The sequence below is a fragment of the Clostridium sp. L2-50 genome (assembly GCF_000154245.1).
Lineage (GTDB): Bacteria > Bacillota > Clostridia > Lachnospirales > Lachnospiraceae > Coprococcus.
The window spans coordinates 18,703-44,046 of the sequence record NZ_DS480328.1 but is presented as its reverse complement, the minus strand read 5'-3'; the positions used below and the strand labels follow the sequence as shown (position 1 = coordinate 44,046).

General features: G+C 40.9%; 20 protein-coding genes and 1 tRNA gene. 17 read left to right on the top strand and 4 right to left on the bottom strand.

Features of this window, described 5'->3' with window-relative positions; all coding sequences use genetic code 11:
* The first annotated feature begins 32 nt into the window (after nt 1-32).
* The 10 genes from topA (at nt 33) to CLOL250_RS12315 (ending at nt 11,553) form a co-directional block, all read left to right on the top strand.
* Complete coding sequence (gene topA, locus CLOL250_RS12360) at nt 33-2,108, top strand: type I DNA topoisomerase (protein WP_044946190.1); 2,076 nt, start codon at nt 33-35, stop codon at nt 2,106-2,108.
* A 182-nt stretch (nt 2,109-2,290) separates the two neighbouring features.
* Complete coding sequence (gene codY / locus CLOL250_RS12355; protein WP_008402891.1) at nt 2,291-3,055, top strand: GTP-sensing pleiotropic transcriptional regulator CodY; 765 nt, start codon at nt 2,291-2,293, stop codon at nt 3,053-3,055.
* A gap of 24 nt (nt 3,056-3,079) precedes the next feature.
* Nucleotides 3,080-4,192, top strand: coding sequence for a hypothetical protein (locus CLOL250_RS12350; protein ID WP_008402890.1), 1,113 nt, complete (start codon nt 3,080-3,082; stop codon nt 4,190-4,192).
* A gap of 35 nt (nt 4,193-4,227) precedes the next feature.
* A complete protein-coding gene (locus tag CLOL250_RS12345) occupies nt 4,228-4,842 on the top strand; it encodes a hypothetical protein (RefSeq protein ID WP_008402889.1) in 615 nt (204 codons plus the stop codon).
* A 294-nt stretch (nt 4,843-5,136) separates the two neighbouring features.
* The gene (gene rpsB, locus CLOL250_RS12340; RefSeq protein ID WP_044946188.1) at nt 5,137-5,874 is read left to right on the top strand and encodes a 30S ribosomal protein S2; all 738 of its coding nucleotides are present in this window, start codon (nt 5,137-5,139) and stop codon (nt 5,872-5,874) included.
* 41 nt (nt 5,875-5,915) lie between these two features.
* Nucleotides 5,916-6,986 carry a translation elongation factor Ts gene (gene tsf, locus CLOL250_RS12335; RefSeq protein WP_008402886.1) on the top strand — a complete coding sequence of 357 codons (1,071 nt, stop codon included), beginning with the start codon at nt 5,916-5,918 and terminating at the stop codon, nt 6,984-6,986.
* 105 nt (nt 6,987-7,091) lie between these two features.
* On the top strand, nt 7,092-8,075 hold the full coding sequence (locus CLOL250_RS12330) for an alpha/beta hydrolase (RefSeq protein WP_243104382.1): 984 nt from the start codon (nt 7,092-7,094) through the stop codon (nt 8,073-8,075).
* Between the two features lie 220 nt (nt 8,076-8,295).
* Nucleotides 8,296-9,684, top strand: a complete 1,389-nt coding sequence (locus CLOL250_RS12325; protein ID WP_008402884.1) for a condensation domain-containing protein — start codon at nt 8,296-8,298, stop codon at nt 9,682-9,684.
* Between the two features lie 27 nt (nt 9,685-9,711).
* Complete coding sequence (locus tag CLOL250_RS12320; RefSeq protein WP_008402883.1) at nt 9,712-9,954, top strand: acyl carrier protein; 243 nt, start codon at nt 9,712-9,714, stop codon at nt 9,952-9,954.
* Nucleotides 9,955-10,008: 54 nt separating this feature from the next.
* Nucleotides 10,009-11,553, top strand: a complete 1,545-nt coding sequence (locus tag CLOL250_RS12315) for an AMP-dependent synthetase/ligase (protein ID WP_008402882.1) — start codon at nt 10,009-10,011, stop codon at nt 11,551-11,553.
* On the opposite strand, the gene CLOL250_RS12310 is transcribed toward CLOL250_RS12315, so the two are convergent.
* A complete protein-coding gene (locus CLOL250_RS12310) occupies nt 11,550-12,128 on the bottom strand; it encodes a TetR/AcrR family transcriptional regulator (RefSeq protein WP_008402881.1) in 579 nt (192 codons plus the stop codon). The genes CLOL250_RS12315 and CLOL250_RS12310 overlap by 4 nt on opposite strands.
* 202 nt (nt 12,129-12,330) lie before the next feature.
* Here CLOL250_RS12310 and CLOL250_RS12305 point away from each other — a divergent pair, with 202 nt between their 5' ends.
* Together CLOL250_RS12305 and CLOL250_RS12300 are read left to right on the top strand one after the other, a co-directional pair.
* Complete coding sequence (locus tag CLOL250_RS12305) at nt 12,331-13,122, top strand: HAD family hydrolase (protein ID WP_274922291.1); 792 nt, start codon at nt 12,331-12,333, stop codon at nt 13,120-13,122.
* A 166-nt stretch (nt 13,123-13,288) separates the two neighbouring features.
* Nucleotides 13,289-14,743, top strand: coding sequence for an NCS2 family permease (locus CLOL250_RS12300; protein WP_008402879.1), 1,455 nt, complete (start codon nt 13,289-13,291; stop codon nt 14,741-14,743).
* Nucleotides 14,744-15,198: 455 nt separating this feature from the next.
* On the opposite strand, the gene CLOL250_RS12295 is transcribed toward CLOL250_RS12300, so the two are convergent.
* Nucleotides 15,199-15,270, bottom strand: a tRNA-Arg gene (locus CLOL250_RS12295).
* 143 nt (nt 15,271-15,413) lie between these two features.
* Between CLOL250_RS12295 and CLOL250_RS12290 the strand changes: the two genes are divergently transcribed.
* Nucleotides 15,414-16,145, top strand: a complete 732-nt coding sequence (locus tag CLOL250_RS12290; RefSeq protein ID WP_049941109.1) for a hypothetical protein — start codon at nt 15,414-15,416, stop codon at nt 16,143-16,145.
* Between the two features lie 176 nt (nt 16,146-16,321).
* Here the strand turns inward: CLOL250_RS12290 and CLOL250_RS12285 are convergent, their stop codons facing one another.
* Nucleotides 16,322-16,789 carry an Lrp/AsnC family transcriptional regulator gene (locus tag CLOL250_RS12285; RefSeq protein WP_008402877.1) on the bottom strand — a complete coding sequence of 156 codons (468 nt, stop codon included), beginning with the start codon at nt 16,787-16,789 and terminating at the stop codon, nt 16,322-16,324.
* A 266-nt stretch (nt 16,790-17,055) separates the two neighbouring features.
* On the opposite strand from CLOL250_RS12285, the gene CLOL250_RS12280 reads away from it, so the two are divergent.
* The 4 genes from CLOL250_RS12280 to CLOL250_RS12265 all read left to right on the top strand — a co-directional run bounded on the left by CLOL250_RS12280 (nt 17,056) and on the right by CLOL250_RS12265 (nt 23,220).
* A complete protein-coding gene (locus CLOL250_RS12280) occupies nt 17,056-17,874 on the top strand; it encodes a pseudouridine synthase (protein ID WP_008402876.1) in 819 nt (272 codons plus the stop codon).
* Entirely contained in the window at nt 17,844-19,805 is a 1,962-nt protein-coding gene (gene ligA, locus CLOL250_RS12275; RefSeq protein ID WP_008402875.1) for an NAD-dependent DNA ligase LigA, read from the top strand. Before CLOL250_RS12280 ends, ligA begins: the two co-directional genes overlap by 31 nt.
* Before the next feature lie 51 nt (nt 19,806-19,856).
* The gene (gene metA, locus CLOL250_RS12270; RefSeq protein ID WP_008402874.1) at nt 19,857-20,783 is read left to right on the top strand and encodes a homoserine O-acetyltransferase MetA; all 927 of its coding nucleotides are present in this window, start codon (nt 19,857-19,859) and stop codon (nt 20,781-20,783) included.
* Between the two features lie 91 nt (nt 20,784-20,874).
* A complete protein-coding gene (locus CLOL250_RS12265; RefSeq protein WP_008402873.1) occupies nt 20,875-23,220 on the top strand; it encodes a hypothetical protein in 2,346 nt (781 codons plus the stop codon).
* A gap of 149 nt (nt 23,221-23,369) precedes the next feature.
* On the opposite strand, the gene CLOL250_RS12260 is transcribed toward CLOL250_RS12265, so the two are convergent.
* Nucleotides 23,370-25,301, bottom strand: a complete 1,932-nt coding sequence (locus CLOL250_RS12260) for an ABC-F family ATP-binding cassette domain-containing protein (protein ID WP_008402872.1) — start codon at nt 25,299-25,301, stop codon at nt 23,370-23,372.
* Nucleotides 25,302-25,344 lie beyond the last annotated feature (43 nt).

Here is a 25,344-nt window from a genome sequence, read left to right as displayed (position 1 = left end):
GTCGTTTAAACGAACAGGAAAGGAAAGAGTACATGGCTAAATATCTTGTTATTGTAGAGTCTCCGGCGAAAGCCAAGACGATTAAAAAGTTTTTGGGCAGTAATTATGAAGTGATTGCGTCGAATGGTCATGTGCGTGATCTGCCTAAAAGCCAGATGGGCATTGATGTTGATAATGATTTTGAACCGAAATATATAACAATCAGAGGAAAAGGAGATATACTTGCACAGCTTCGAAAAGAAGTAAAGAAAGCTGACAAAGTGTACCTCGCAACTGACCCCGATCGTGAGGGAGAAGCAATCTCCTATCATTTATCAAAAGCACTGAAACTGGATGATAAGAAGTACAAGCGGATTACCTTCAATGAAATTACGAAAAATGCAGTAAAGAATTCAATTAAGCAGGCACGCGATATCGATATGGCACTTGTGGATGCACAGCAAGCGAGACGTGTATTGGACAGACTGGTTGGTTATAAGATCAGTCCGCTTCTCTGGGCAAAGATTAAGAGAGGTTTAAGTGCCGGACGTGTACAGTCTGTAGCATTAAAGCTGATCTGTGACAGAGAAAAAGAGATCAATGAATTTATTCCAAAGGAATACTGGACACTTTCTGCTATGCTGGCACCGGAAAAGGCCAAGAAAAGCATTGAATTCAAATACATGGGAAATGGGAGCGATAAGGAAGAAATATCTTCCAGAGCGGAACTGGATCATATCATAGAAACGATCGGAAAGCAGTCTTTTAAGATCGCATCGATCAAGGACAGTGAGCGTCATAAGAAAGCGCCACTTCCATTTACAACCAGTACGTTGCAGCAGGAAGCTTCCTCCAAGTTGAACTTTGCAACATCCAAAACGATGCGTATCGCACAACAGTTATATGAAGGTGTGGAGATCAAGGGCAGAGGTTCCATCGGTCTGATCTCTTATCTGAGAACGGATTCTACCAGAATATCAGATGAAGCGGCAGCAGCAGCCAAAGATTATATCATAAAGAATTTTGGAGAAGATTATACAGCGGGAATACCTCGGGCAGACAAACCGGGTAAGAAGATCCAGGATGCGCATGAAGCAATCCGTCCGACGGATATCACACTGTCACCGGCAGCTATCAAGGATCAGTTAAGCAGAGAACAGTTCCGTCTGTATCAGCTGATCTATAACCGCTTCCTTGCAAGCCAGATGGCAGAGGCAGTATACAGCATTAAGACCGTAAAGGCAGAAGTAGCAGGCTATCGGTTCCAGACCTCAGTATCAAAGATTGCATTTGCAGGATTTACAACGGTTTATAATGTGGACAATGAGAAGAGTGAGCATATTGCCGGCATTAAGGATCTGAATGAAGGAGATCTGTTAAAATTAGAAGATTTTGACGAGAAGCAGCATTTTACACAGCCGCCGGCAAGATATACAGAAGCACTTCTGGTAAGAACCTTAGAGGAGCTTGGCATTGGAAGACCAAGTACTTATGCACCGACGATCTCAACGATATTGAATCGTCGTTATATCACAAAAGAGAATAAGAAATTATATGTAACAGAACTGGGAGAAGCCGTTAATCAGATTATGGAACAGGCATTTCCGGTTATTATCGACGTGAATTTTACAGCGAATCTGGAGTCTCTTCTCGATAAGATCGGTGAGGGTGCTATCGAATGGAAAGTTGTAGTAAGAAACTTCTATCCAGATCTCGATGCGGCGGTTAAGAAAGCCGAGAGTGAGTTGCAGTCCATTAAGATTGAGGATGAAGTAACGGATGAGGTATGTGACGAGTGCGGACGCAATATGGTCGTTAAGTATGGTCCACACGGTAAATTCCTTGCATGTCCGGGCTTTCCTGACTGTAAATTTACGAAGCCGTTCTTTGAAAAGACAGGAGTTCCTTGTCCGAAATGTGGTGGTGACATAGTAATAAAGAAGACCAGAAAGGGCAGAAGATACTATGGATGTATCAATGCTCCTGAATGTGATTTTATGTCATGGGCGAAACCATCAAGGGAAAAATGTCCGGTATGTGGCAGTTATATGGTTGAAAAGGGTAATAAGTTACTTTGTTCAGCAGAAAACTGTGGATATTCCAGAGATAATACCGAAAAGGGAAAATAGGCATAAGTGATCGGATGAAGTTGTCCGGCCTGCCATATAAAAAAAGTTGTTTTTAAATATTAAATCTCTCGTTTGACAGGAAAGGCTATTGTTATCTCATGACCATTGTGATAGAATGTCAAATAGTGTAGATTTTTTATGCAAAAACAACTTTTTTGTATTTTACATACGGAGGAACAGAAATGAGTGTTCAATTATTAGATAAAACACGAAAAATTAACAAATTATTGCACAATAACAACTCGCATAAGGTTGTTTTTAATGATATTTGTGATGTTTTAAGTGATATTTTAAAATCAAATGTACTGGTTATCAGTAAAAAAGGTAAGGTTCTGGGAATTAAGAACCGTGAAGATATACCTGAGATCCATGAGCTGATCGAGGATAAGGTTGGTCTGCTGATCGACAGTATGCTGAATGAGAGACTTCTCCTTGTATTGTCAACAAAGGAAAATGTAAATCTGACTACGCTCGGATTTGACAGTGATAACATAGAGAAATATCAGGGACTTCTACTTCCAATCGATATAGCAGGAGAACGGCTTGGAACGTTATTTCTGTATAAGCTGGATGCACAGTATGATATTGATGATATTATTCTCGGGGAATACGGAACAACGGTTGTAGGACTTGAGATGATGCGGGCTTTAAATGAAGAAAATGCAGAAGAAGATCGTAAGATCGCAATCGTGCGTTCGGCAATCAGTACTTTATCATTTTCAGAATTACAGGCGATCAAGCACATTTTTTCGGAACTGGATGGAAAAGAAGGAATTCTTGTTGCAAGTAAGGTCGCAGACCGGGTCGGAATTACCCGTTCCGTAATCGTAAATGCACTTCGAAAGTTTGAGAGTGCGGGTGTTATTGAAGCAAGATCCTCGGGCATGAAGGGAACTTACATTAAGGTTCTGAATGATGTTGTATTTGACGAATTAAAAGCCGTATAAAATTTTGCAAAGGAGAGTAAAGAAATGATATTACCAATCATAACATTATTAGTTGGCGTAGCAGTTGTAGGTGTAAGCTTTTTTATTCTGGATAGTCATGATTTTAAAGAGGAAGATGAGATATATAATGAAAGCTCAGAAGAGTTAAAACGAAAGATTACGGAATTATGTGATTCCCTTCTTGAGCAGAGCAAGACATCATTAGACGAATACAGCGAAGATGTCCGCAAGAAGACAGAAAAGGAACTGAAGGAACAGCTTGAAAAATGGGCATCCAAGTTGTCTGAAAAGGCAAAGAAAGAAATGATCGATTATATCAATCAGAGCCTTGCGGAAGCCTATGAAGAATACAATCCTGATGCAGAAGAGAAGCCTGAAACGGTCACTTATGAAGAACTCCTTGAAATGGAAGTAAAAGAAACCGAAGAAGAGATTGCAAGAGAAAAAGAGAAACAGATAGAGAAAACGATTTCTGAAGAAAAAACGGAAACAGAACATCCTGAGAAAAATGAGAAGCCGGAAGATATCGAAGAAGAGCCGGATGAGAATTCTCTTGGAGCATTAGAGGCAAGCGAGACGGAGACAGTTATTTCCGGAGATGCGGTTGCAAATGGTGATATAACCGAGACTGTACCGGAACAGGATGTTGAAGAGAACGCGGCAGAAGATGATGCGGAGGAACCAAAGGAAGAAGTAGAGGAAGCTGTTGCAGAAGAAGCTGTTGCTGAGAAAGCCGAGGAAGAAGTGGCAGAGGAGAAATCCAATGTTGTTGCTTTTAAGAAAGCAGAAGAATCTGCTGTTGAGTCAGAGACAACCGAGACCGCAGAAGAAACGACAGTCGTAGAAGCAACCGGAACCGAGCCTGTACAGAAGCCAGAACAGCCTGCAGGAGGCAACCGCTCAAGAAAGAAGAACCGCAAGAAGAGCAGAACAAACAGAAATCAGAATCGTGTACAGGAGGCAAAGAAAGAAGCTCCTGCGCCGGAAGAGATCTGGGATGATGAGAAGAATATCGATGAAGAGGTGGCAGAGCTTTACAAGCAGGGATTTGGGATCATGGAGATTGCAAATCAGCTTGGAATCGGTGTTGGTGAAACCAAGGTGATCATTAAAAATATTGAGAATCAGAAGCAGTAAATGAAATTGTTTTATACGATAGGAGAAACGGCAGTATGAAGAAAAAATATTTTTTCAGAGGATTAGGCTTTGGACTTATCATCGGTGCGCTTGTCATGATGGTTGGTATCAAGTCCGGAAGCTTTGCAGATACAAAGAAGAATGATCCGTCAAAAGAAGATGCGGTAGGAGTTGTTGCATCGGAAGAGGCTACTGAATCAGCGAAAACGACAGAGACTGCAACGGAAACGACAAAAGAGGATGCAGCTAAGGCAACGACGGAAGTGACGACAGAAGCTACAACAGAGGCGACAAAGGAAACCACAACGGAAAATACAACCAAGGCAACCACGGAAGCCACAACCGAAAGTACAACCAAGGCAACGACAGAAGCTACAACAGAGGCTACGACAGAAGCAACTACGGAGGCTACGACAGAGACAACTACAGAAGAAAAGAAAAAGGGTGGTTCGATCACGATCAGGCCGGGTATGTATGCAGAGGCAATCTCTCAGGCATTATATGATATCGGAATGGTAGACAGTGTACAGGATTTTTATGATTATCTTGTAAGCTCCGGTAATTCCATGAAACTGATGTGTGGAACTTTCACATTCAAGGGTGATGAAACCTACGATGAGATGATCACTATTATGAGAGATGGACGATAGTTATAGCATGAATTAAAACAAAATATGAGATAATGAGCATTGCGCTGGAATGTGCTCGCACATACCAGCATAATGCGAAAAAGACATGGAACTGTTAAGTGACATGAGATTATAAAAAGAAAGTGCTTGCATGCACTTTCTTTTTGTGTTATTATCGTTTTGTGTGTGGGCTTGTATATAGCAGGCTCATAAAAATAATATACATGCTGGTTGATTCCTGAAGTGGTGCCTATAGCTCGGGTGACTCGGTGAAAGAGAGATCAGCAGAAGAATATAACCATGGAGGTAGAAAAAATGAGCGTTATTTCAATGAAACAGTTATTAGAAGCAGGTGTACATTTCGGACACCAGACAAGAAGATGGAACCCTAAGATGAAGCCATACATCTACACAGAGCGTAATGGTATCTACATCATCGACCTTCAGAAGTCAGTAGGAATGGTTGACGATGCTTACAATGCAATCGGTGACTGCGTAGCAAATGGTGGAAAGATTCTTTTCGTTGGTACAAAGAAGCAGGCTCAGGACTCAATCAAGAGTGAAGCAGAGCGTTGCGGTATGTACTATGTAAACGAGAGATGGTTAGGCGGTATGCTTACAAACTTCAGCACAATCCAGACAAGAATCGCTACTCTTAAGAAGTACGAAGCTATGGAAGCTGACGGAACATTTGATGTTCTTCCTAAGAAGGAAGTAATCCAGATCAAGAAGGAGATGGAGAAGCTTCAGAAGAACCTTGGCGGTATCAAGGAAATGAAGGAAATTCCTGACATGATCTTCGTTGTAGATCCTAAGAAGGAAAGAATCTGTATCCAGGAAGCTCATTCACTTGGAATCAAGCTTGTAGGTATTGCTGATACGAACTGTGATCCGGAAGAATTAGATTATGTTATTCCTGGTAACGATGATGCTATCAGAGCTGTAAAGCTTATCGTTTCAAAGATGGCAGATGCAGTTATCGAAGCTCAGCAGGGTGCTGATGCAACAGATGCTGAAGAAGTTGCAGATGAGGAAGCAGCAGTAGAAGAGTAATATTTTAGAATATAAATACTAGAATTTTGGAGGTTATTACGATGGCTATTACAGCAAGCATGGTAAAAGAGTTAAGAGAACTCACAGGTGCTGGTATGATGGATTGTAAGAAAGCACTTACAGAGACAAACGGTGATATGGATGCCGCTGTGGAAGTACTCAAAAAGAGTGGTGCAGCTAAGGCTGAGAAGAAAGCAGCAAGAATTGCAGCAGAAGGTATCGCTAAGGTTGCAATTGATGGTAATACAGCAGTAGTTGTTGAAGTTAACTCAGAGACAGACTTCGTTGCAAAGAATGCAATTTTCCAGGAGTTTGTACAGGCAGTTGCAGATAAGGCACTTACAGTAGATACAGAAAAGGCCGGAGATGGCGAAGACGTTGTTTCAATCCTTGATATGAAGGCTGATCTTGATGATAAGATCCTCAAGATCGGTGAGAAGATCTCCATCAGAAGATTTGAGAAGGTTACAGCAGATGTTGTTGCTTCTTATATCCATGGTGGCGGAAGAATCGGTGTTCTTGTAGCCGGTAACGGTGCTTCAGATGATGCAGCTAAGGAAGCACTTACAAACATCGCAATGCAGATCGCAGCTATGAACCCACAGTATATCTCAAGAGACGAGATCTCAGCAGATGAGCTTGCTAAGATGAAAGAGATCACAATTGACAGTGCATTAAATGATCCATTCTCACTTCCAAAGCCGGTTCTTTCCAAGTTGATCGAGAAGGCTGTAGCCGGTGTATGGAGCGCAGAAGATGTAGCTATCTACGAAGAGAAGAAGTCAAACATGAACTTCTTACCTAACTTCCTTTCAAAGGAAGCTAAGGCTCAGTTAGCAGAGATCGCTTGTGCTGATAAGGAAGAGATCTCAGGCAACAAGATCTTCTCAGGACTTGTTGAAGGACGTATCTCTAAGCAGATGAAGGAAATCTGTCTTCTTGATCAGGGATATGTTAAGGCTGAAGATGGCAAGCAGACAGTTGCAGCATACCTGAAGTCTGTAAATCCTGCTCTTAAGATCGCTAAGTTCGTTCGCTTTGAAGTTGGTGAAGGTATGGAGAAGAAGAACGAAGACTTCGCAGCAGAAGTTGCTAAGCAGATGAATGTATAATTTTATTTGTTGAATTATAATAAAGAATTTCAAGCCCTTGAAAACATTATGTTTTCAAGGGCTGTTTTACAAATACGCAAAAAAGAAGCGGAGAAGATAACGATTATGAATGATACAGGGAATAAGCAGAAAATATTAAGATTACTGGAAATTGTAGCCGGTGCATTTGGTCTGTTTGTTGCTTTGGGCTGGTCTTTCTTTGATATGCTTGTTCGTTGCAAAGGAAAAAAACGACAGAAGAAAAAGAAATGGTTTCAACTGTCTCATATAAAGAAAAATCATCCAAGAGACAAATACGAAAAGGAATATGAAGAAGGAAAACTGTGGTGTGCTGAGCAGCAGATGAAGGATTGCTTTATCAGAAGCAGAGATGGACTGTATCTGCATGCTTATTATCTTCCGACAAAAGAAGCGAAACGTTTTGTTGTGTTAAGTCATGGATATAAAGGTAGTGGCTTTGGCGATTTTGCATATACAGCACGTTTCCTTCATGAGAATGCGTGTAATTTATTGTTTATTGATCAGAGATGCTGCGGTTTGAGCGAGGGTGAATATATTACATTTGGTGCAAAAGAGCAATGGGATGTACAGCAATGGAGTTATTATATTGCTGCAAGAAACAGAGAGAAGCTCCCAATCTATCTTTATGGAGAATCCATGGGGGCTGCGGCGGTGCTTATGGCTTCAGGACATAAACTGCCGGAAGAAGTGAAAGGCTTGATTGCAGATTGTGGATTTTGCTCGATGAAGCGTCAGCTTCAGGATATCGCAGCTAACTGGTTCCATTTGGGCTGGGTAGAGCTGCTTTTGTTCCGTGTAGATCTGTTTTGCAGGATGTTTGGCCGATTTCGTATGAGTGATGCTGACACGATAGAAGCAATGAAGAAAAATAAACGTCCGGTTTTGTTTTTTCATGGGGAAGCAGATACCTATGTAGTTCCGGAGAATTCTTTATATAATTATGCATTATGCGGTGCTCCCAAAGAACTGGTCATTATACCGGAAGCACGGCATCTTTGCGCGCCATATGCAGCTCCGGAGCTTTATCGACAAAAGCTGCTTGATTTTTTTGAAAAATATGATAATTAAAATAGAATCACCGGAAGTAACAGGATCCCTCTTAAGCAGATAAGGTAAATGCCGAATCTGTTTAAGGGGGATTTTTATATCAGGATAATTCTGATCTATAGATTACTTTTAAAGTTTCGGTCAATTTCATGTAAAGTGTTTGTTAAGTTGTACAAGGGGTGGAATTCAAAAATGAAATGTGATAAGTTCACAAAAGAATAAAGAATACAGGAGGTTATCCATGATGATGAAACAGTATCCCTTAACAGCAGCACAAAAAATGCATGATGACTGGATAAAAAAATATAAAACACAGCAGGTGTCCGGTGTCAGTGTGGTGGCATCTTTAAAAGCAGAACTGGATTTCGGACTTTTAAAAAAATGTATTCAGTTGGAATATGAGAGATATGGATGTATGCGTATTCGTTTTACGAAACGTGATAAAAATGGTGATGTGAAACAATATCTTACTGAAAAAGAAACCCGTGATATTCCTTTAAAAGACTTATCAGGAATGCATATGGAAGAAGCAGACAATCTAATGCAGCAGTGGGCATATGAGACATTTGACGGAGATGATATTCCGCTTTGCGATATAGTGATGGTAAAACTGCCGGATGGATATAATGGTTTCTTCATCCATATGGATCATAGATTGATTGATTCCTGTGGACTGGTTGTGATGATCAATGATCTGATGCAGTTATATACGCATTATAAATTCAATACACCATATCCGCAGAAGTTAGCTGATTTTGAGGAAGTGCTGGTTAAAGATCTGAATCGTGCAAATAATGAAAAACGTTTTGCCAAAGATAAAAAGTTTTGGGATGATCAGCTGGATGCATGGGGGGAACCCCTTTATTCTGATATCCAGGGTTTAGATGTACTGGAAGCATCAAGAAAGTTACATAGGAATAAAACACTCAGGGCTGCCGATATAGAATTAGATCAGTTGTTTGTGGCAGTAAAGGATTATCAACTGGAGCCGGAGCCAACGAAAAACCTGATAGATTTTTGTATGAACCATCAGCTTTCAATGACAAATCTGTTGTTACTTGGTATTCGTACATATCTGTCAAAGATGAATCATGGACAGGAAGATATTACGATAGAAAACTTCATTTCAAGACGGTCTACCCATGATGAATGGACCTCTGGTGGTAGTCGGACTATTATGTTTCCATGTAGAACTGTGATTTCGGCAGATACTGATTTCCTGTCGGCAGCATATGAGATTCAGAATATGCAGAATCGGATCTATATGCACAGTAACTATGATCCGGCGTTGATCAGAGAGGAAATGCAGAAACGATATCATACACCGAAGAATACAGCCTATGAAAGCTGTTACCTTACTTATCAGCCGATGCCGGTAAAATTGGATAATCCTCATCTGGTACAAATTCCACAGCATGCAAAATGGTTTGCAAATGGTGCAGCTACAAAGAAAATGTATCTGACAGTATCTCATACAGATAATGGAGGTATGAATTTTTCATATCATTACCAGACCGCACATTTGGCAGAACATGATATGGAATTGTTATATTATTATATGATGCGGATATTGTTTAAAGGAATCGCGGAACCTGATATGAGTATCGGAGAAATCATGGAACAGGTATAAAATAAAACATATAAAGGAGAAATTATTATGACACAGGAAATGCAATTTAAGAAAATCATAGCACAGTATTGTGATGTTAAGCCGGAGGAGATGACAAACGATATGAAGTTCAGAGAAGATCTGGGCTTTAGTTCGCTTGATTTTATGTCTTTCTTGGGAGAAATCGAAGACACATTTGACATTGAACTGGAGGAAGATGACGCACTGCATGTATTCACAATTGTAGAAGCACTTGATCTGTTAGAGCGATTACAGCAGGAAACTGTATAATCAGAGAATATAAGTATATGATCGCAGTAAGTATGTGCGGAGGTATAATAAGATATGTTGATTCGTGATATTTTGGAAGAAAGCGAAAAAAAGTTTTCAGAAATAAAGGCAGTAAAATGGTTGAAGAAAAAGGAGATCCGTGATAGAAGCTACCGGGAGCTGATGGAGAATGCCAAGTCTGTCAGAAAAGGATTGTGTGAGGAAAGCTTTCAGGGAAAGCATATAGCATTGATCGGTAGTAGTTCTGTGGAATGGATAGAAGCTTATCTGGGAATTATAACAGGTCAGGCAGTAGCCGTTCCTCTTGACGCAGGACTTCCGGCAGAGGATCTGATAGATCTTCTGAATCGTTCAGATGCAGAAGCACTCTTTTTAAGTCCTAAAATTCAGACCTTGTCGGAACGGATACTGGAGGAATGTCCAAAACTGAAAAAAATCTGGATATTACAGGAAGAAAACATCGAAACAAATCAGAAAAAAGTTGCATCTGTAGCGGAATTAATGATGTCAGGTATAAACGGTACAGATGATTTTGCAGCACCGGATCCGGAAGATATTGCTACGATTATTTTTACCTCCGGAACTACAGGAAAAAGTAAAGGTGTTATGCTGACACAGAGAAATCTGGCAGAAAATGTAAAATCCGTTAATTATACTGCAGAGCCCGGAACCATAGTATTAAGCGTTTTACCGATTCATCATGCATTTTGCCTTGTTATGGATTGGCTCAAGGGTTTTTCCTTTGGAGCAACGGTATGTATCAATGATTCTCTGTTGCATATGGTAAAAAATATGGGCGTCTTTCATCCTGATATTATGCTGATGGTACCTTTGATGGTAGAAACAATCTACAAACGTCTTTCGGCAATGAACCCTTTGATCCCAAAGAAAATAGTTGCAGCCAAGGCATTTGGGGGAAAGCTGAAAACAATATTTACAGGTGGAGCACATCTGGATCCGTTTTATATTGAGAAATTTGCAGAATATGGTGTAAATATTTATGAGGGATATGGAATGTCGGAATGTTCGCCTGTTATCAGCAGCAATGTACCGGAAGATCATAAGACCGGTTCTATAGGACGACCGCTTTCCAATGTTGAAATTTCTTTTGAGGATGGCGAGATTCTGGTACGGGGCAGCAGCGTTATGAAGGGTTATTATCAGATGCCGGAAGAGACTGCTGAAGCCTTAAGAGGTGGATGGCTGCATACGGGAGATAAAGGATATCTGGATAAAGACGGATTCTTATTTATCAATGGAAGGATAAAGAATCTGATCATTCTTTCAAACGGAGAAAATATATCACCGGAGGAAATAGAAAATAAGCTGGCTCTTGGAAAACTGGTGGGAGAGGTGATTGTGACAGGAGAGAACAATGGTCTTATTGCAAGAATCTATCCCGATCAGGATGCTGTCTCGGCAAAACGGATGAACGAGGAAGCAATCAGATCAGAGCTTCAGGCATTTATCGACAGTTATAATAATACGCAGCCGACCTATCGTCGGATTACGGGGTTGGTTATTCGTAAATATCCATTTATCAAGAGTGCAACTAAGAAGATAAAAAGGCAGGAAGTTCTGATTGATGAAGCACCTTAAGACAGATAAGGAAGTATACCTGTGAGAAATGACTGTGTCAGTATCCCGGCAATGATTTCTTCGGAACTCTCAAAATTTTCTCTTGTCCATTTATGGAGAACACCCAAGGTACTGCCAATACTGCATGCGATCATATAGGAGACCTCTTCTTTGGAGTGCATGGAAGGCGTTGTTTTCCGGATGGTATCTGTTACATAGCGGTGGAACATAGTTAAAGCCTTTTCAAAGAATTCATCACCTCTCGGACTCCGGAGAATATTTGCCAGAAATGGATTCGTTTTGGTATAGTTACAAATTGTCAGAAAGAAAGATTTGCATATATCCTGATTATTTTCAGGATGAAAGTCTTCCATGAGGGTGAAAATATCCTGGATAGTTTTATCTTCAACAGCAGTTATAAGAGCTGGAATATTTTCGTAGTGGTTATAGAATGTACTGCGAACAATTCCGGCTCTTTTTATGATGTCTGTCACGGTTATTTTATCTATTTCTTTTTCTTTTAATACCAATAAAAATGCATCACAAATGGTATCTTCAATAAAGCAGTAGCGTTCATCGGATATTTCATGCAACATAGTGGTCTCCTTTCTGATGTATATTTATTTTATCACAGTTTTTATATAACCGGGTAAAAATGTAATGAAAATAGTGCCTTTTTATGTATTTATGTAAAAAAGTTTATAATATCTTTATTTCCCTTACGAAATATGGTAACATATAAAAGTAAATTCGAAAATAGAGGAAAAGCAGATGAAGTACAGATGCGTGGTTTCAGATTTGGACAGAACGATTTTAAGACGGGATGGGATTTCCCATAGAACAAAGGAAGTTCTTGAAAAACTGGCAGATAGCCACGTTATTTTTATTCCGGCAAGTGGAAGATCTGTTTATTCCATTCCAGAATGCATCCGGGAGATTCGGGGTATCCGGTATGCGATCACATCCAATGGGGCAGCAATCTATGATTTATCAGATGATCATTCAGTATATAATTTAAAATTACGACCGGAAGTACCGGAGCAGATATTTGATCTGGTTACGGATAAAGATGTATTCTTTGAATGTTTTATAGACGGTAGAGGATATACATCTGAGATATATTATGAGAATCCAATGAATTTTGGAGAGTCAGAGGATATCAGTGCTTATGTAAGAAGCACCAGAACGCCGGTGCCTGATATAAGGCAGTTTATTTTACAGCATAATACGGAGTTGGATTCGATCTCAATTGTAGGACCGACAGAGAAAAAATACCGTATTATGCATGAATTAACGCAAAATATCCATACTGTTTATGTAACATCCGGAGCGCCGCGGCTGATCGAGATATCTGATCGTCATTCCGGCAAACATAATGGGTTAAAGGAAGTTTTACGATTCCTTGGAATATCAATGGAAGAAACAATTGCTTTCGGCGATGGAGATAATGACAGTGAGATGTTAGCAGAAGCCGGACTTGGAGTTGCGGTTTTAAATGCGACAGAGCGTTGCAAGGAAGCGGCAGATCTTGTGATCGGTGATTATCTGGATGACAGTGTAGCCGATTTCTTAGAGAAAACGGTGCTGTGAGGTACATTCATAAAAAGTGTTTTGACAGCAGGTACGTTTTCTGAAAGAAACAGTGCTGTAACGGCACACAGAGTTTTGATTATAAAGCATGGCGGATATCTGTAATGAGGGGCAGGTAGACAACCAATGCTTTTAATAAGAATAAACAAAAGAAAGGAAGGGAAATATGGATAAATTTTTCCACATTTCAGAGCGCGGTTCTAATGTTCGTACAGAGATTATGGCCGGACTCACAACATTTTTTGCCATGGCATACATTGTCCTGGTAAACCCAAATCAGGTAGCAGCAGATGGTAAGGCTGGATGGCTTGTTGCAGAAGGCGCAAGCGCAGCAGAAGTAGGCAAGGTTTGGAATGCAGTATTTATCGCATCCGTTCTTGTGGCTGTTATCGGTACACTTCTTATGGCATTCCTTGCCAGAATGCCGTATGCACAGGCATGTGGTATGGGACTGAATTCATTCTTCTGTACCTCATTTGTATCCGGTGCATTCTTTGCAGGCTGCAGCGTGATTGAAGGTTATCAGTCAGGTCTTGTTATCATCCTGTTATCAGGTATCGTATTCCTGATCCTGTCTGTAACCGGACTTCGTAAGTACATTGCGACAGCCATGCCGGAATGCCTGAAGAAATCAATACCGGCCGGTATCGGTTTGTTCATCGCATTGGTTGGTTTAAAGGGTTCAGGTCTTGTACAGGCGAATAAGTATACACTGGTACAGATCTTTGATTTCCATGGAGCAATTTCAGGCGCAGAGACACCGGAAGCTGCATGGAAAGCAGTTATTCCACCGGTTGTAACTATCATCGGTATTATCCTGATCGCAGTTCTTGCAAAGTTAAATGTAAAGGGAAATATCGTAATCGGTATCATTGTTTCCACAGTTCTTTATTATGTATTTAATCTGGAGACACCATCTTTTGATGTATCCAGCATCGGTCAGTCTTTCAAAGACTTTGGCGAGATCGGTTTCCTTGGATGCTTCAAGGCGGATGCATGGAGAAATGCATTTGAAAGCCCATATGTTGGTGGCGTATTCTCAGGTATCATGCTGATCGTAGCATTCTGTCTGGTAGATATGTTTGATACGATCGGAACCTTATACGGAACCGCATCACAGGCAAATATGTTAGATGAGAATGGTGACCCGATCAACTTAGATAAGAGTATGATGTGCGACTCTATCGGTACAGCAGCAGGTGCTATTCTTGGTACATCGACATGTACAACCTTCGTTGAGTCAGCATCCGGTATCGCAGCAGGTGGAAGAACAGGTCTTGCAAGTTTAGTTACGGCAGCCTGCTTCGCAGTATGTCTGTTCTTAAGCCCGATCGCAGGTGTGATTCCAACATGTGCAACAGCTCCGGCACTGATCTTTGTAGGTGTATTAATGGCTAAGAATTTCGCTAAGATCGATATGGATGATATGCGTTCAGCAGTTCCTGCGTTCCTTACCTTCCTTATGATCCCATTAACTTACTCTATCTCAAATGGTATCGGTGTAGGATCAATCTCATATGTTTTGATCACCTTATTCACAGGTAACTACAAGAAGAAAGATATCGTTGTAACGATCATCGCTGCGTTATTCGTTGTGAAGTTTATCTTTGTTACAATGTAGGAAGGTATCTTATTTCTAATGAAATGGATTCTTATATTATCATGTAAAAGATACATTTCGTTTTCTGTTCGGTTTGCACGCTCATTAGCCAGCAGTCGCCCAGACTCGTCCTTCGGACTCAGACATGGGCTTGATGCTGGCAGCTAGTGCAAAGCCTCACAACGAAAACTGCATGAACATCTTTGTACATGATAATATAAGTAATCATTTCATAAAGAAATAAGGTATTTTATTTTTGAAACAGGCAATAATTTTTTTGTTGTTGTGCTGCCAAAGACAGAAAACGTCTGCCCTGAAAACTATGTTCTATAAGCAAACCTGTTCGAACGTCGGTCCTTAACGAGTCACCACAGGTGAGGAGTTTAGTACCGTTACGTGAGAATAGAACGCAAGTGTTTTGCGATAGAACATAGTTTTCAGGGCAGACGTTTTCGTCCGTTTAACCATAAAAAATATGCACCAGAGTGGAATCGAACCACCGCACACGGCTCCGGAGGCCGTTGCTCTATCCACTGAGCTACTGGTGCATGACTTATATATAATACAATATTTCCCTGAAATAATCAAATAGTTTCTTGTATTTCTTAATAGTTTTGGTATGTCCTTGCAAAATCAGTTTTGGAATGGTAGAATTTTGTCGATATAAAATATGAAAAGGAGCATAGGAAAATTGAGAAATAAAAAAAGCAGTTTTCTTGGTGATACATATATAAAAACCCAAAACGGAGAAATCGTGATCCGGGCAGGAATGAAAGTCGTAATCGGATGGATAGTATTTGCATTATTGTGTGTCGGTTATGTATATGCATTTTTTATCAGAGAACCAAAGGCTGAGCCGGGCGCAGATAATACTGTCGAGCTTGCGATTCCGGAAAATGCATCATATAAGAAAAGCGATGTTTCAGAGATCAATGATCTGGTGAGTAAGTATCTTACAGCAAAAGTAGCCTGTGATCAGGCAACACTTCAGTCGTTAGTTACAGATCCGACAGAATTTGATGATATGTCAGTGCTGGAAAGTTCTGCCAAATATCTGAAAGGCTTTGAAGATACGACCTGCTATCTTGCAGATGGCTATGCGGAAGGCGAGTATGTAGTGGTCGAATTGTCCTATATGGATATTGCAGATGTAGAATCAAAACCGCTTGATATTGTGACCTTCTATATTATAAAGGATAAGGATGGTTCCTATAAGATTGATAATGGGGAACTGTCAAATGCGCAGCTTTCTTATCTGAATAGCTTTAAGGCATCAAAGGATATTCAGGATATCTATGTTCATGTAAAGGAAAATACAGAATATCTGTTGGATACCGATAAGACATTCCGGGCATTTTATGATCTGATCAGCAAGCCGGCTACAACAGAGAATACTGCAGCTACACCGGAAGATGCACAGTAAATGGAAGGTGTTATCCGGTTTTATAAATAAGAGAAACGGGTTCGGTGTAATTTGGTAGATATGAAGTAATGTAAAAGTTCCGTAAAAGAATCCTTATGGTATGACAGGATTCCGGTACGGAACTTTTCTGCGTTGTTATTTATATAGAAGTTATAGGTGGAAGTGCCGTTATCTGCTTAAATGGCATTTTCTTCATTTTCAGGAGATACAATACCGATGTCGATTCCACGGGTCTGTACCGGAGTGGAGAATACGATCTGTGTTTCTGTATTTCCGAATCGCTGTAGCTGTCCGATAAAAGAATCCAGCTCCATCGTACTTGGGAAGCAGACCTTTATCAACATGGAGTAAGCACCGGTCACGCAATTACATTCCAGCACATTCGGACAAGCATCGATAAAAGGATAAAAAGTCGGTTTCTGTTTCGGATCGAGTGCCATGTGTATAAATGCGGTAATGTGATACCCCAGAGCTTCCGGATTGATGCCTGCATGGTATCCGGTGATCACACCTGCCTTTTCCAGCCGGTCGATTCTTGCGGATACCGCAGGAGAGGAGAGAAATACTTTATTTGCCAGATACTTTAAAGGGGTTCTGGCATTGTGCTGTAATAAATGTAATATTTTCTTATCGATATTATCCATATATTCACGTCCTTTATAAAATGTTATAACTTAAGCTTCTAAATTTAAATACAAAAAAAGGTGCGTTTCCGTAGAAACACACCTTTGCGTTTGCTTTATTATACGTCGGGAAAAGAGAAAAAACAAGCCCCGAAATTGAAAAGTTGTAATTGTTTACTTTTAATGGCCAGAATGGTATGATTAAAAAGATATGGTTATAAAGAAAACAGATAAAAAAGAGCGGCGAGAAAGCTGTAACAGAGAGACAGAACAGGAAGGGTCATGATATGGCAGAAGGTATTCGAATCAATAAATATCTGAGCGAAGCTGGTATTTGTTCCAGACGTGCTGCAGATGAATATATATTAAAGGGCAGGATCACAATAAATGGGAAGCCTGCGGAGATGGGACAGAAGATAGAGGCAAATGACAGGGTAATGGTTGATGGAAAGCCTGTAAGAAAGCGTGAAGAGACAGTTATTCTTGCATACAATAAACCATTGGGACTGACCTGTACGGCAAGTCATGATGATCCGGATAACATCTTCGATCATATAAAGTATCCGATCCGATTGCAGTATGTAGGAAGATTAGATAAGGATTCACAGGGATTGCTGCTTCTGACAAACGATGGAGATCTGTCAAACAGTATCCAGAAGTCAGTCAATAATCATGAGAAGGAATACCGTGTCCGCGTGAATAAGCCGATCACGGATGAATTTTTAACACAGATGGCGGCAGGTGTTCCGATTCTTGATACGGTGACAAAAAAATGTCGTCTGTATAAGATCGATAATTATTCCTTTAAGATCATAATTACACAGGGGCTGAATCGCCAGATCCGTCGAATGTGCGAATACTTTGGATACAAGGTCGTAAATCTGAAACGGCTTCGAGTGATCAATATTCGTCTGGGGAATCTGAGACCGGGTGAGTACCGCCATTTGACAAAGGAAGAAGAAACAGAACTCAGACGTTTAGTGGAACGAAAAGAAGAAGTAAAAACAAAGCGGGAAGAAGCACAGCCGGATAATAAAAATGAACAGAATGTTGTTGGAAACAAGAGGTATGTCAGTTGGAAAAGAGAGACAGGATCAAAGAATTAGTTGAAAAACTGAATGAGGCATCAAAGAAATATTATCAGGAAGATACCGAGATCATGAGCAATCTGGAATATGATGCCTTGTATGATGAACTGGTAGAACTTGAGAAAGAGACAGGAATCGTAATGTCGAACAGTCCGACGGTTCATGTCGGATATGAGATTGTAAGCGAGCTTCCGAAAGAGGTTCATGAGCATCCAATGCTTTCTCTGGATAAGACCAAGAGTGTGGAAGCACTGGCAGCATGGCTTGGCACACATCAGGGTGTGATCTCATGGAAGTTAGATGGTCTTACCGTTGTCCTTACCTATGAGAATGGTACGCTTGTAAAAGCAGTAACCAGAGGAAATGGTTTAGAGGGCGAGGTTATAACGAACAACGCAAGAGTATTTGCAAATATTCCGAAAGAGATTCCATATAAGGGTAAGTTGACGATCCGTGGAGAGGCAGTTATCAAGTATTCAGATTTTGAGAAGATAAATGAGCAGATCGCAGATGCAGATGCAAAATATAAAAACCCGAGAAACTTATGCAGCGGCTCTGTCAGACAGCTGAATAACCGAATCACAAAAGAGAGAAACGTGCATTTCTTTGCCTTTAATCTGGTGGATGGAGAAGATGTGGACTTTAAGAATTCCTTTTCCTATGAATTAGACTGGCTGGAGCAGCAAGGCTTTGATGTCGTAGAGCATTATCTGATCGATGCTGATAAGCTTCCGGAGCGTGTTGCCCAGTTTGCAGAACAGATCGAGAAGAACGATTTTCCATCGGATGGTCTGGTACTGGTGTTAGAAGATCTTGCATATGGAAAGAGTCTCGGTAGAACAGCGAAGTTCCCAAGGGACAGTATGGCATTCAAATGGGCGGATGAACAGGCAGTGACCCATCTGCAGTATGTGGAGTGGAGCCCTTCCAGAACGGGACTTATCAATCCGGTTGCGGTATTTGATCCGGTGTCCCTTGAAGGAACAACAGTCGGCCGTGCAAGTATCCATAATGTCAGTATCCTTCGGTCGTTGCAGCTTGGGATTGGAGATGAGATCTCGGTCTATAAGGCAAATATGATCATTCCGCAGATTGCCGAAAATCATACCAGAAGTGGAAATGTACCGATCCCGGAATCCTGTCCTGCCTGTGGTGGCCTGACAAAGATCGTGACGGAGGGAGAGGGTGTAGATCAGGTAGAGACCCTTTATTGTACCAATGAATTCTGCCCTGCAAAGAAGTTAAAATCATTTGCGCATTTTGTATCCAGAAATGCAATGAATATTGACGGCCTCTCAGAAGCCACGATTGATAAATTTATCGAACAGGGATATCTGGATCATTTGGATGATCTCTATCACATGAATCGTCATGAAGAAGAGATCGTTGAGTTGGAAGGCTTTGGAGAGAAGTCTTATGCGAAGCTGATCCAGGCTGTTGATACATCCAGACATACAACGATGAATCGCTTTGTCTATGGCCTTGGAATTCCGGGTGTCGGAGATGCAACAGCGAAGCTGATCTGCAAACATTTTAAAAATAACCTGGATCAGATCATGCATGCGGATGTAGAAGCATATACAGAGATTGATGGAATCGGAACAGTGATCGCGGAGGAAATTGTAAGATATTTTAAAAATCCGTCGAATTGTGCTATTATAGATAAGTTACTTCATGAATTAGAGTTTGAAGCAGAGACCGAGACTGTACCGCAGACACTTGCAGGTATTACCTTTGTAATAACCGGAAGTCTGGAGCAGTTTGCAAACCGGGATGAGATGAAGCAGTATATCGAAGACCGGGGTGGAAAGGTAGCAGGTTCCGTATCATCAAAGACCGGATATCTGGTCAATAACGATGTGACCTCTACGTCTTCAAAGAATAAAAAAGCACAGAGTCTGGGAATACCGATTATTTCAGAGACACAGTTTCTGGAACAGTTTTCCTGAGAATATAGAAACAGATAAATGGCAGTTGAAACAGAAAGGACTTGATAGAAAATGCCAATTAGAGTAGACGATGATTTACCCGTAAAGAAAATACTGGAGGATGAGAATATCTTCGTGATGGGTTCAGACAGAGCCATCCGTCAGGATATCCGTCCGCTTGATATATTGATATTAAATCTGATGCCTTTGAAGCAGGATGCAGAATTACAGCTTATGAGAAGCCTGTCAAATACACCGCTCCAGGTGAATATTTCCCTGATCCGTACGATGACATACGAATCAAAGCATGCGCCGAAGGGACATTTGGAACGGTTCTACACTGATTTTTCCAGCATCAAAGACAGAAAATGGGATGGATTCATCATCACGGGAGCACCAATCGAGAAGATGGAATTTGAAGATGTGGAATATTGGGATGAATTAAAAGAGATCATGGACTGGTCAGAGAAAAACGTAACATCCACGATCCATATCTGCTGGGGCGCGCAGGCAGGTCTGTACTATCGGTACGGGGTGCAGAAGCATGAGCTGGATAAGAAATTATCAGGAATCTATATGCATCATACCTTCCACAGAAAGACACCGCTTGTTCGTGGGTTTGATGATATCTTCTATGTACCGCATTCCAGATATACAGGTGTCGATAAAGATGAGATCGTAAAAAATCCGCATCTGGAGATCGTAGCGGAGTCCGATGAGGCAGGACCTTATCTGATCATTGGCGATGAAGGAAAGAATATTTTCGTAACAGGACATCCGGAATATGATATTCTGACGCTGGATAAAGAATATAAGCGTGACCTTGCAAAGGGGCTGAATCCCGATATTCCGGTAAATTATTATCCGGACAACGATCCGAGCAAGACACCGATCAAATCCTGGCGTTGCCATGCCAATACTTTATATGCAAATTGGCTGAATTATTATGTCTACCAGATAACCCCATATCTGTGGACAGAGAAGAAAGAAAACAAATAATATCTCCACAGCTAAAGACATTGTTATATTTTGTGATTTTCGTATTGCTTTTCGGGCAGATGGAGATTACACGGAGATTTTACATGATTATATGGAGATGAAACAGATGAAAAAACAAATGAGACTATTGCTGTGTTGCCTTATATTTGTATTGATGGCATCCGGTGTGTCATTTACCGCAGAAGCAGCAACACCAAAGAAAACGAAACTGACGCAGGACGAGGAAACACATACATTTTCAAATGCAAAGGATGGATCATTCCGGTATGATTATGCTGTAAAGTCTGATTATTACAGAGGCGTGGCGGTCGATGAGAGTACAAAGATCCGTTATATGCTGATCGATTACGGTGACAGATTATGGGCAGTTGTAGCAGATGGAGACAGTGAGTGGACCGGTTCCTATGATACTTCTTCTTATCTTGCCAATATGTCCATAAGCTTTAAGCCATCTACAACGAAGACGGTACTTCAGATCAAGAAGAATAAGACGGGAAATAAATATCTGGAAAATGGCTTTTATTATGCAGATGATTATTCGATCCTGACAACCGGATTTTCCATGGATACTTATTATATCAATGGGGCAAAGGCAAAGGGCGTAAAAGAGATCGACGGTGTTTATTACTTCTTCCAGAAGGGAAAACAGGTGACAAAGACCGGTTGGTACCAATCTGGCAAGACATATGTCTATGTATCAAAGAAGCAGGTGAAATATCGTTTTAACGGTCTCGTTTGTTATCAGTACAAGGCAAGTGGTAAGAAGCGTGTTACAAACAAGTTTCTTACGATCAATGATGTAGAGTATCGATTTGATAAAGCCGGGAATCTGGAACAGGGCTTTCAGGAAATAGCCGGAGAGTATTATTATTTTCAGGATGGACGCGCAAGAACCAACTATTATAAAAAAGTTGGAAAATACGGCTATTATTTTGGAGCGGACGGAAAAGCGGTAAGAAATACATGGGTGAAGCATAAGAAGATAGATCGCTATTTTGCGGCAAGTGGTCATAATACCAGAATCTTCTATGCGGCTGATTATACAAAGGCAGATAAAGCCGGAAGATATATGCTTTATAAGAACAAGAAATGGTCATATGCGGCAGATGGAATCCATAAGATCAATGGGGTATATTATTACTTTAAGAAGTCGAAGCTTGGAACAACGTCCTGTTGGTATGATAAGAATGACACAACCTCTTATTATATGAAGAAAGGCACGGTTCTTTACAAACGTGTTTACAAAGATAATACATATAGATTTTATCAACTGATAAATAACAAATGGAAGAAAGCAAAGAATATCTGGACTCCTGCAAAGAAAGGCGAGATTCATTATTATAATGAAGATGGAGTGCTGCAGTACAAGTATTTTACCGAAAAATATAAGACCGGTGCTTATCAGAAAACAATGTGGTGTCATAACACAGATACAAACAGATGGCAGAAAATGAAGAATATGCTCGTGTCATACAAAACAGATTATTACTATGCCGGTTTGGACGGCAGGCTGTTAACAGGGGAAGGCTGGCATACGATAGATGACTGGTCAGCAGTGTATACAGATGCTGCAGGCAAAGTGTCCAAGTATATATATTATGATGCGGAGCAGGATTGTTCTGTCTATAAGCAGGGAATATATCTGAATGAACCTGTGACCGGGCTTGTAACAGTACAGATAAATGGTAAAGATGTATACTATCTGATCGGTGAAAGCGGAACCGCAACGACCGGTAGTCAGGAGATCGGTAATTATATCTATGATTTTGATCGTTATGGAAGAGCATATACAAGACGGCTTGAGGGCACACTCTATTGGAATACCGATGAATGGATGGCACGAGTGATCAATACATATCTCGGTAAGACAAATATCCCATGTAATGTATTTGCCGATCAGGCATATGCACTTGCCGGCGGAGATAATCCTATTTTTAAGTTGGCTGTGAAATATACAGATGAGGTGACAGGTGGTATTATTCTGGATCGTATGTATACAGGAACGGAATGGGGCGGTACTGCGACGATTTCAGCTAAGCTGACACTTTCAGATGGTACGAATTGGTTAGAACCTGATTCGGTTGTACTGAATTCGAATGTAACACCATTTTCATATGATGCACTTACTCCGGGAGATATGATCATATATTATAAGGGTAAGAATAAAGAAGCCAGCCATGTATCGTTATATCTTGGTAAATTTGAAAATGCACAGGCAGTAAAGGATTATCTTGTGAAGATAGGAATATCCAAGAAGAAAGCAGAAGCTTGTGTAAAAGACTGGGGTACTTATTATGGAAATGACGGAACCTACTGGTGTATCCATGGCGGCATGGGAAAGACGAGTCAGGTGTATATCAGTAACAGCGTCTATTGCATACCAGCTTCTAACAATACAAATACATATGCAAGAAAGATTGTAAATGTTATTGATTAAAGAATATATGTAGTTTTATGTTATATTTTAGAAAAAGCATTAGATGACAGATTTGTTGATGTTGTGTATAACAGACAACATCGGAAGTCTGTATCTAATGCTTTTTATTAGATTGGAATTATAAAGTACAGACAAAAGGGGAGGGACATTTACTCCTCGGAAGATAATTCTTCCCATTGTTCATACAATGTGTTCAGCTCTTCTTCTACGGAGTTTCGTTCTTTCGTCAGATCATTTAACAGTGCAACATTTGTTGCATTTTCAGGAACCAGAAATTCTTCATCAATTTCAGCCAGATGATTTTCAAGCTGTTCGATCTTGTCTTCCAGTTTTTTCAGATCATTTGCTTTTTTACGAAGTCTTGCCTGTTCGGCTTTGTTTTCCTTCCAGGAGAGCTTTGCCTGAGATTCCGGCTGCTTTTCTTGAGAGACAGTATCAGAAACCGGTGCAAATGCCTGCTTTCCGGTGGAAGCCGGCTGGACTCTGTGACTTTCGTAGTAATCATAGTTTCCGATATAATTCGTCAACTTCTTGTCCTTTAATTCGATGATCCTTGTTGCTGTCTGATTGATAAAATATCGATCATGAGATACATAAAGGACTGTTCCCGTATAGCTTCGTATCGCTTCTTCAAGGATCTCCTTGGATGTGATATCCAGATGGTTGGTCGGCTCATCGAGAATCAGGAAGTTTGCAGATGAGAGCATCATTTTAGCAAGGGATACACGACCTTTTTCGCCACCGCTCAAGTCAGCGATCCGCTTGAATACATCCTCTCCGGTAAACAGAAAGGCGGCAAGAACATTTCTGATCCTGGTATTGGTCAGGTCAGGGTAGGCGTTGCTGATCTCGTCAAATACAGTATTGTTCATATTCAGGACCTGATGCTCCTGATCGTAGTAACCGATCTTGACACGGGAGCCTAAGATTACGGTTCCGGCATCCTTTGGAACAAGCTTGTTGATGATCTTTAAGATCGTAGTCTTACCGGTTCCGTTTCCGCCGATCAGGGCGACATGCTCACCTCGTTTGATCTCCATATTCAGATCGGAGAACAGATTATACTGTTCAAATGCTTTGGACAGTCCTTCGATCGTAAGTACATCTTCACCGCTGATAACGGATGGTTCCAGTGTCAGCCGCATCTCGCTGTTTAATTCGGTTGGCTTGTCCAGACGTTCCACACGGTCTAACATCTTTTCACGGCTTTCTGCCCGCTTGATCGATTTTTCACGGTTGAACTGCTTGAGCTTTGTAATAACTTCTTCCTGATGTCTGATATCTGCCTGCTGGTTTAAGTAGGCTTTCATCATATTTGCCCGGATCTCAGCACGTTTTTGAGAGAAGTAGGTATAGTTTCCGTTATATACGGTGCTATGACCACGATCGAGTTCTACGACCTTTGATACGATCTTATCCAGAAAATAACGGTCGTGGGAGACGAGGATCACACTTCCCTGATAGCCTGTCAGAAAGGTTTCAAGCCAGCTGATCGAATCCATATCCAGATGGTTGGTCGGCTCGTCCAAGATGATGATGTCCGGTTTTGTAAGCAGAAGTCTGCCGAGAGAGAGACGGGTTTTCTGTCCGCCCGATAAGGTATCGGTATGACGATCGAAATCTTCTTTGGAGAAGCCAAGTCCCCTTAATACTCCGGTGATCTCGCTTTCATAGGCGTATCCGTTTTTATATTCAAATTCATGGGTATAACGATTATAGGTCGAGAGAGCAGCGTTCAGTTCATTACCGGTCAGTGTTGTCATATCCTGTTCCAGTTTGCGGATCTTATCCTGAAGCTCGATCACGGGCTTCATGGCATCCTCCATCACGCCGTATACCGTATCGTCATAGAAAATATCCTGATGCTGGGAGAGGTAGCCGATCGTACGGTCTTTAGATAACACAATCTGCCCGGAGTCTGCTTCTTCTTCCTGCATAATGATCTTTAATAATGTTGTTTTGCCTGCACCATTGATACCAACAATCGCCATTTTCTCCTTATCTTCAAGATGAAAGGATACATTATCGAGAATTACGTTGGTTCCGAATGCTTTACTTATATTTTGACAATCGAGAATCATAAGATTCCTCCTACTTATTTTCTTGTATCTTGTCAGATCTCAT

Coding starts and splice junctions, on each gene's coding strand:
- topA (WP_044946190.1), top strand. CDS start 33: ATGGCTAAATATCTTGTTATTGTAGAGTCTCCGGCGAAAGCCAAGACG.
- CLOL250_RS12350 (WP_008402890.1), top strand. CDS start 3,080: ATGATATTACCAATCATAACATTATTAGTTGGCGTAGCAGTTGTAGGT.
- CLOL250_RS12265 (WP_008402873.1), top strand. CDS start 20,875: ATGGAGATGAAACAGATGAAAAAACAAATGAGACTATTGCTGTGTTGC.
- tsf (WP_008402886.1), top strand. CDS start 5,916: ATGGCTATTACAGCAAGCATGGTAAAAGAGTTAAGAGAACTCACAGGT.
- CLOL250_RS12285 (WP_008402877.1), bottom strand. CDS start 16,789: ATGGATAATATCGATAAGAAAATATTACATTTATTACAGCACAATGCC.
- CLOL250_RS12315 (WP_008402882.1), top strand. CDS start 10,009: ATGTTGATTCGTGATATTTTGGAAGAAAGCGAAAAAAAGTTTTCAGAA.
- metA (WP_008402874.1), top strand. CDS start 19,857: ATGCCAATTAGAGTAGACGATGATTTACCCGTAAAGAAAATACTGGAG.
- CLOL250_RS12310 (WP_008402881.1), bottom strand. CDS start 12,128: ATGTTGCATGAAATATCCGATGAACGCTACTGCTTTATTGAAGATACC.
- CLOL250_RS12345 (WP_008402889.1), top strand. CDS start 4,228: ATGAAGAAAAAATATTTTTTCAGAGGATTAGGCTTTGGACTTATCATC.
- CLOL250_RS12325 (WP_008402884.1), top strand. CDS start 8,296: ATGATGATGAAACAGTATCCCTTAACAGCAGCACAAAAAATGCATGAT.
- CLOL250_RS12300 (WP_008402879.1), top strand. CDS start 13,289: ATGGATAAATTTTTCCACATTTCAGAGCGCGGTTCTAATGTTCGTACA.
- codY (WP_008402891.1), top strand. CDS start 2,291: ATGAGTGTTCAATTATTAGATAAAACACGAAAAATTAACAAATTATTG.
- CLOL250_RS12260 (WP_008402872.1), bottom strand. CDS start 25,301: ATGATTCTCGATTGTCAAAATATAAGTAAAGCATTCGGAACCAACGTA.
- CLOL250_RS12320 (WP_008402883.1), top strand. CDS start 9,712: ATGACACAGGAAATGCAATTTAAGAAAATCATAGCACAGTATTGTGAT.
- rpsB (WP_044946188.1), top strand. CDS start 5,137: ATGAGCGTTATTTCAATGAAACAGTTATTAGAAGCAGGTGTACATTTC.
- CLOL250_RS12330 (WP_243104382.1), top strand. CDS start 7,092: ATGAATGATACAGGGAATAAGCAGAAAATATTAAGATTACTGGAAATT.
- CLOL250_RS12280 (WP_008402876.1), top strand. CDS start 17,056: ATGGCAGAAGGTATTCGAATCAATAAATATCTGAGCGAAGCTGGTATT.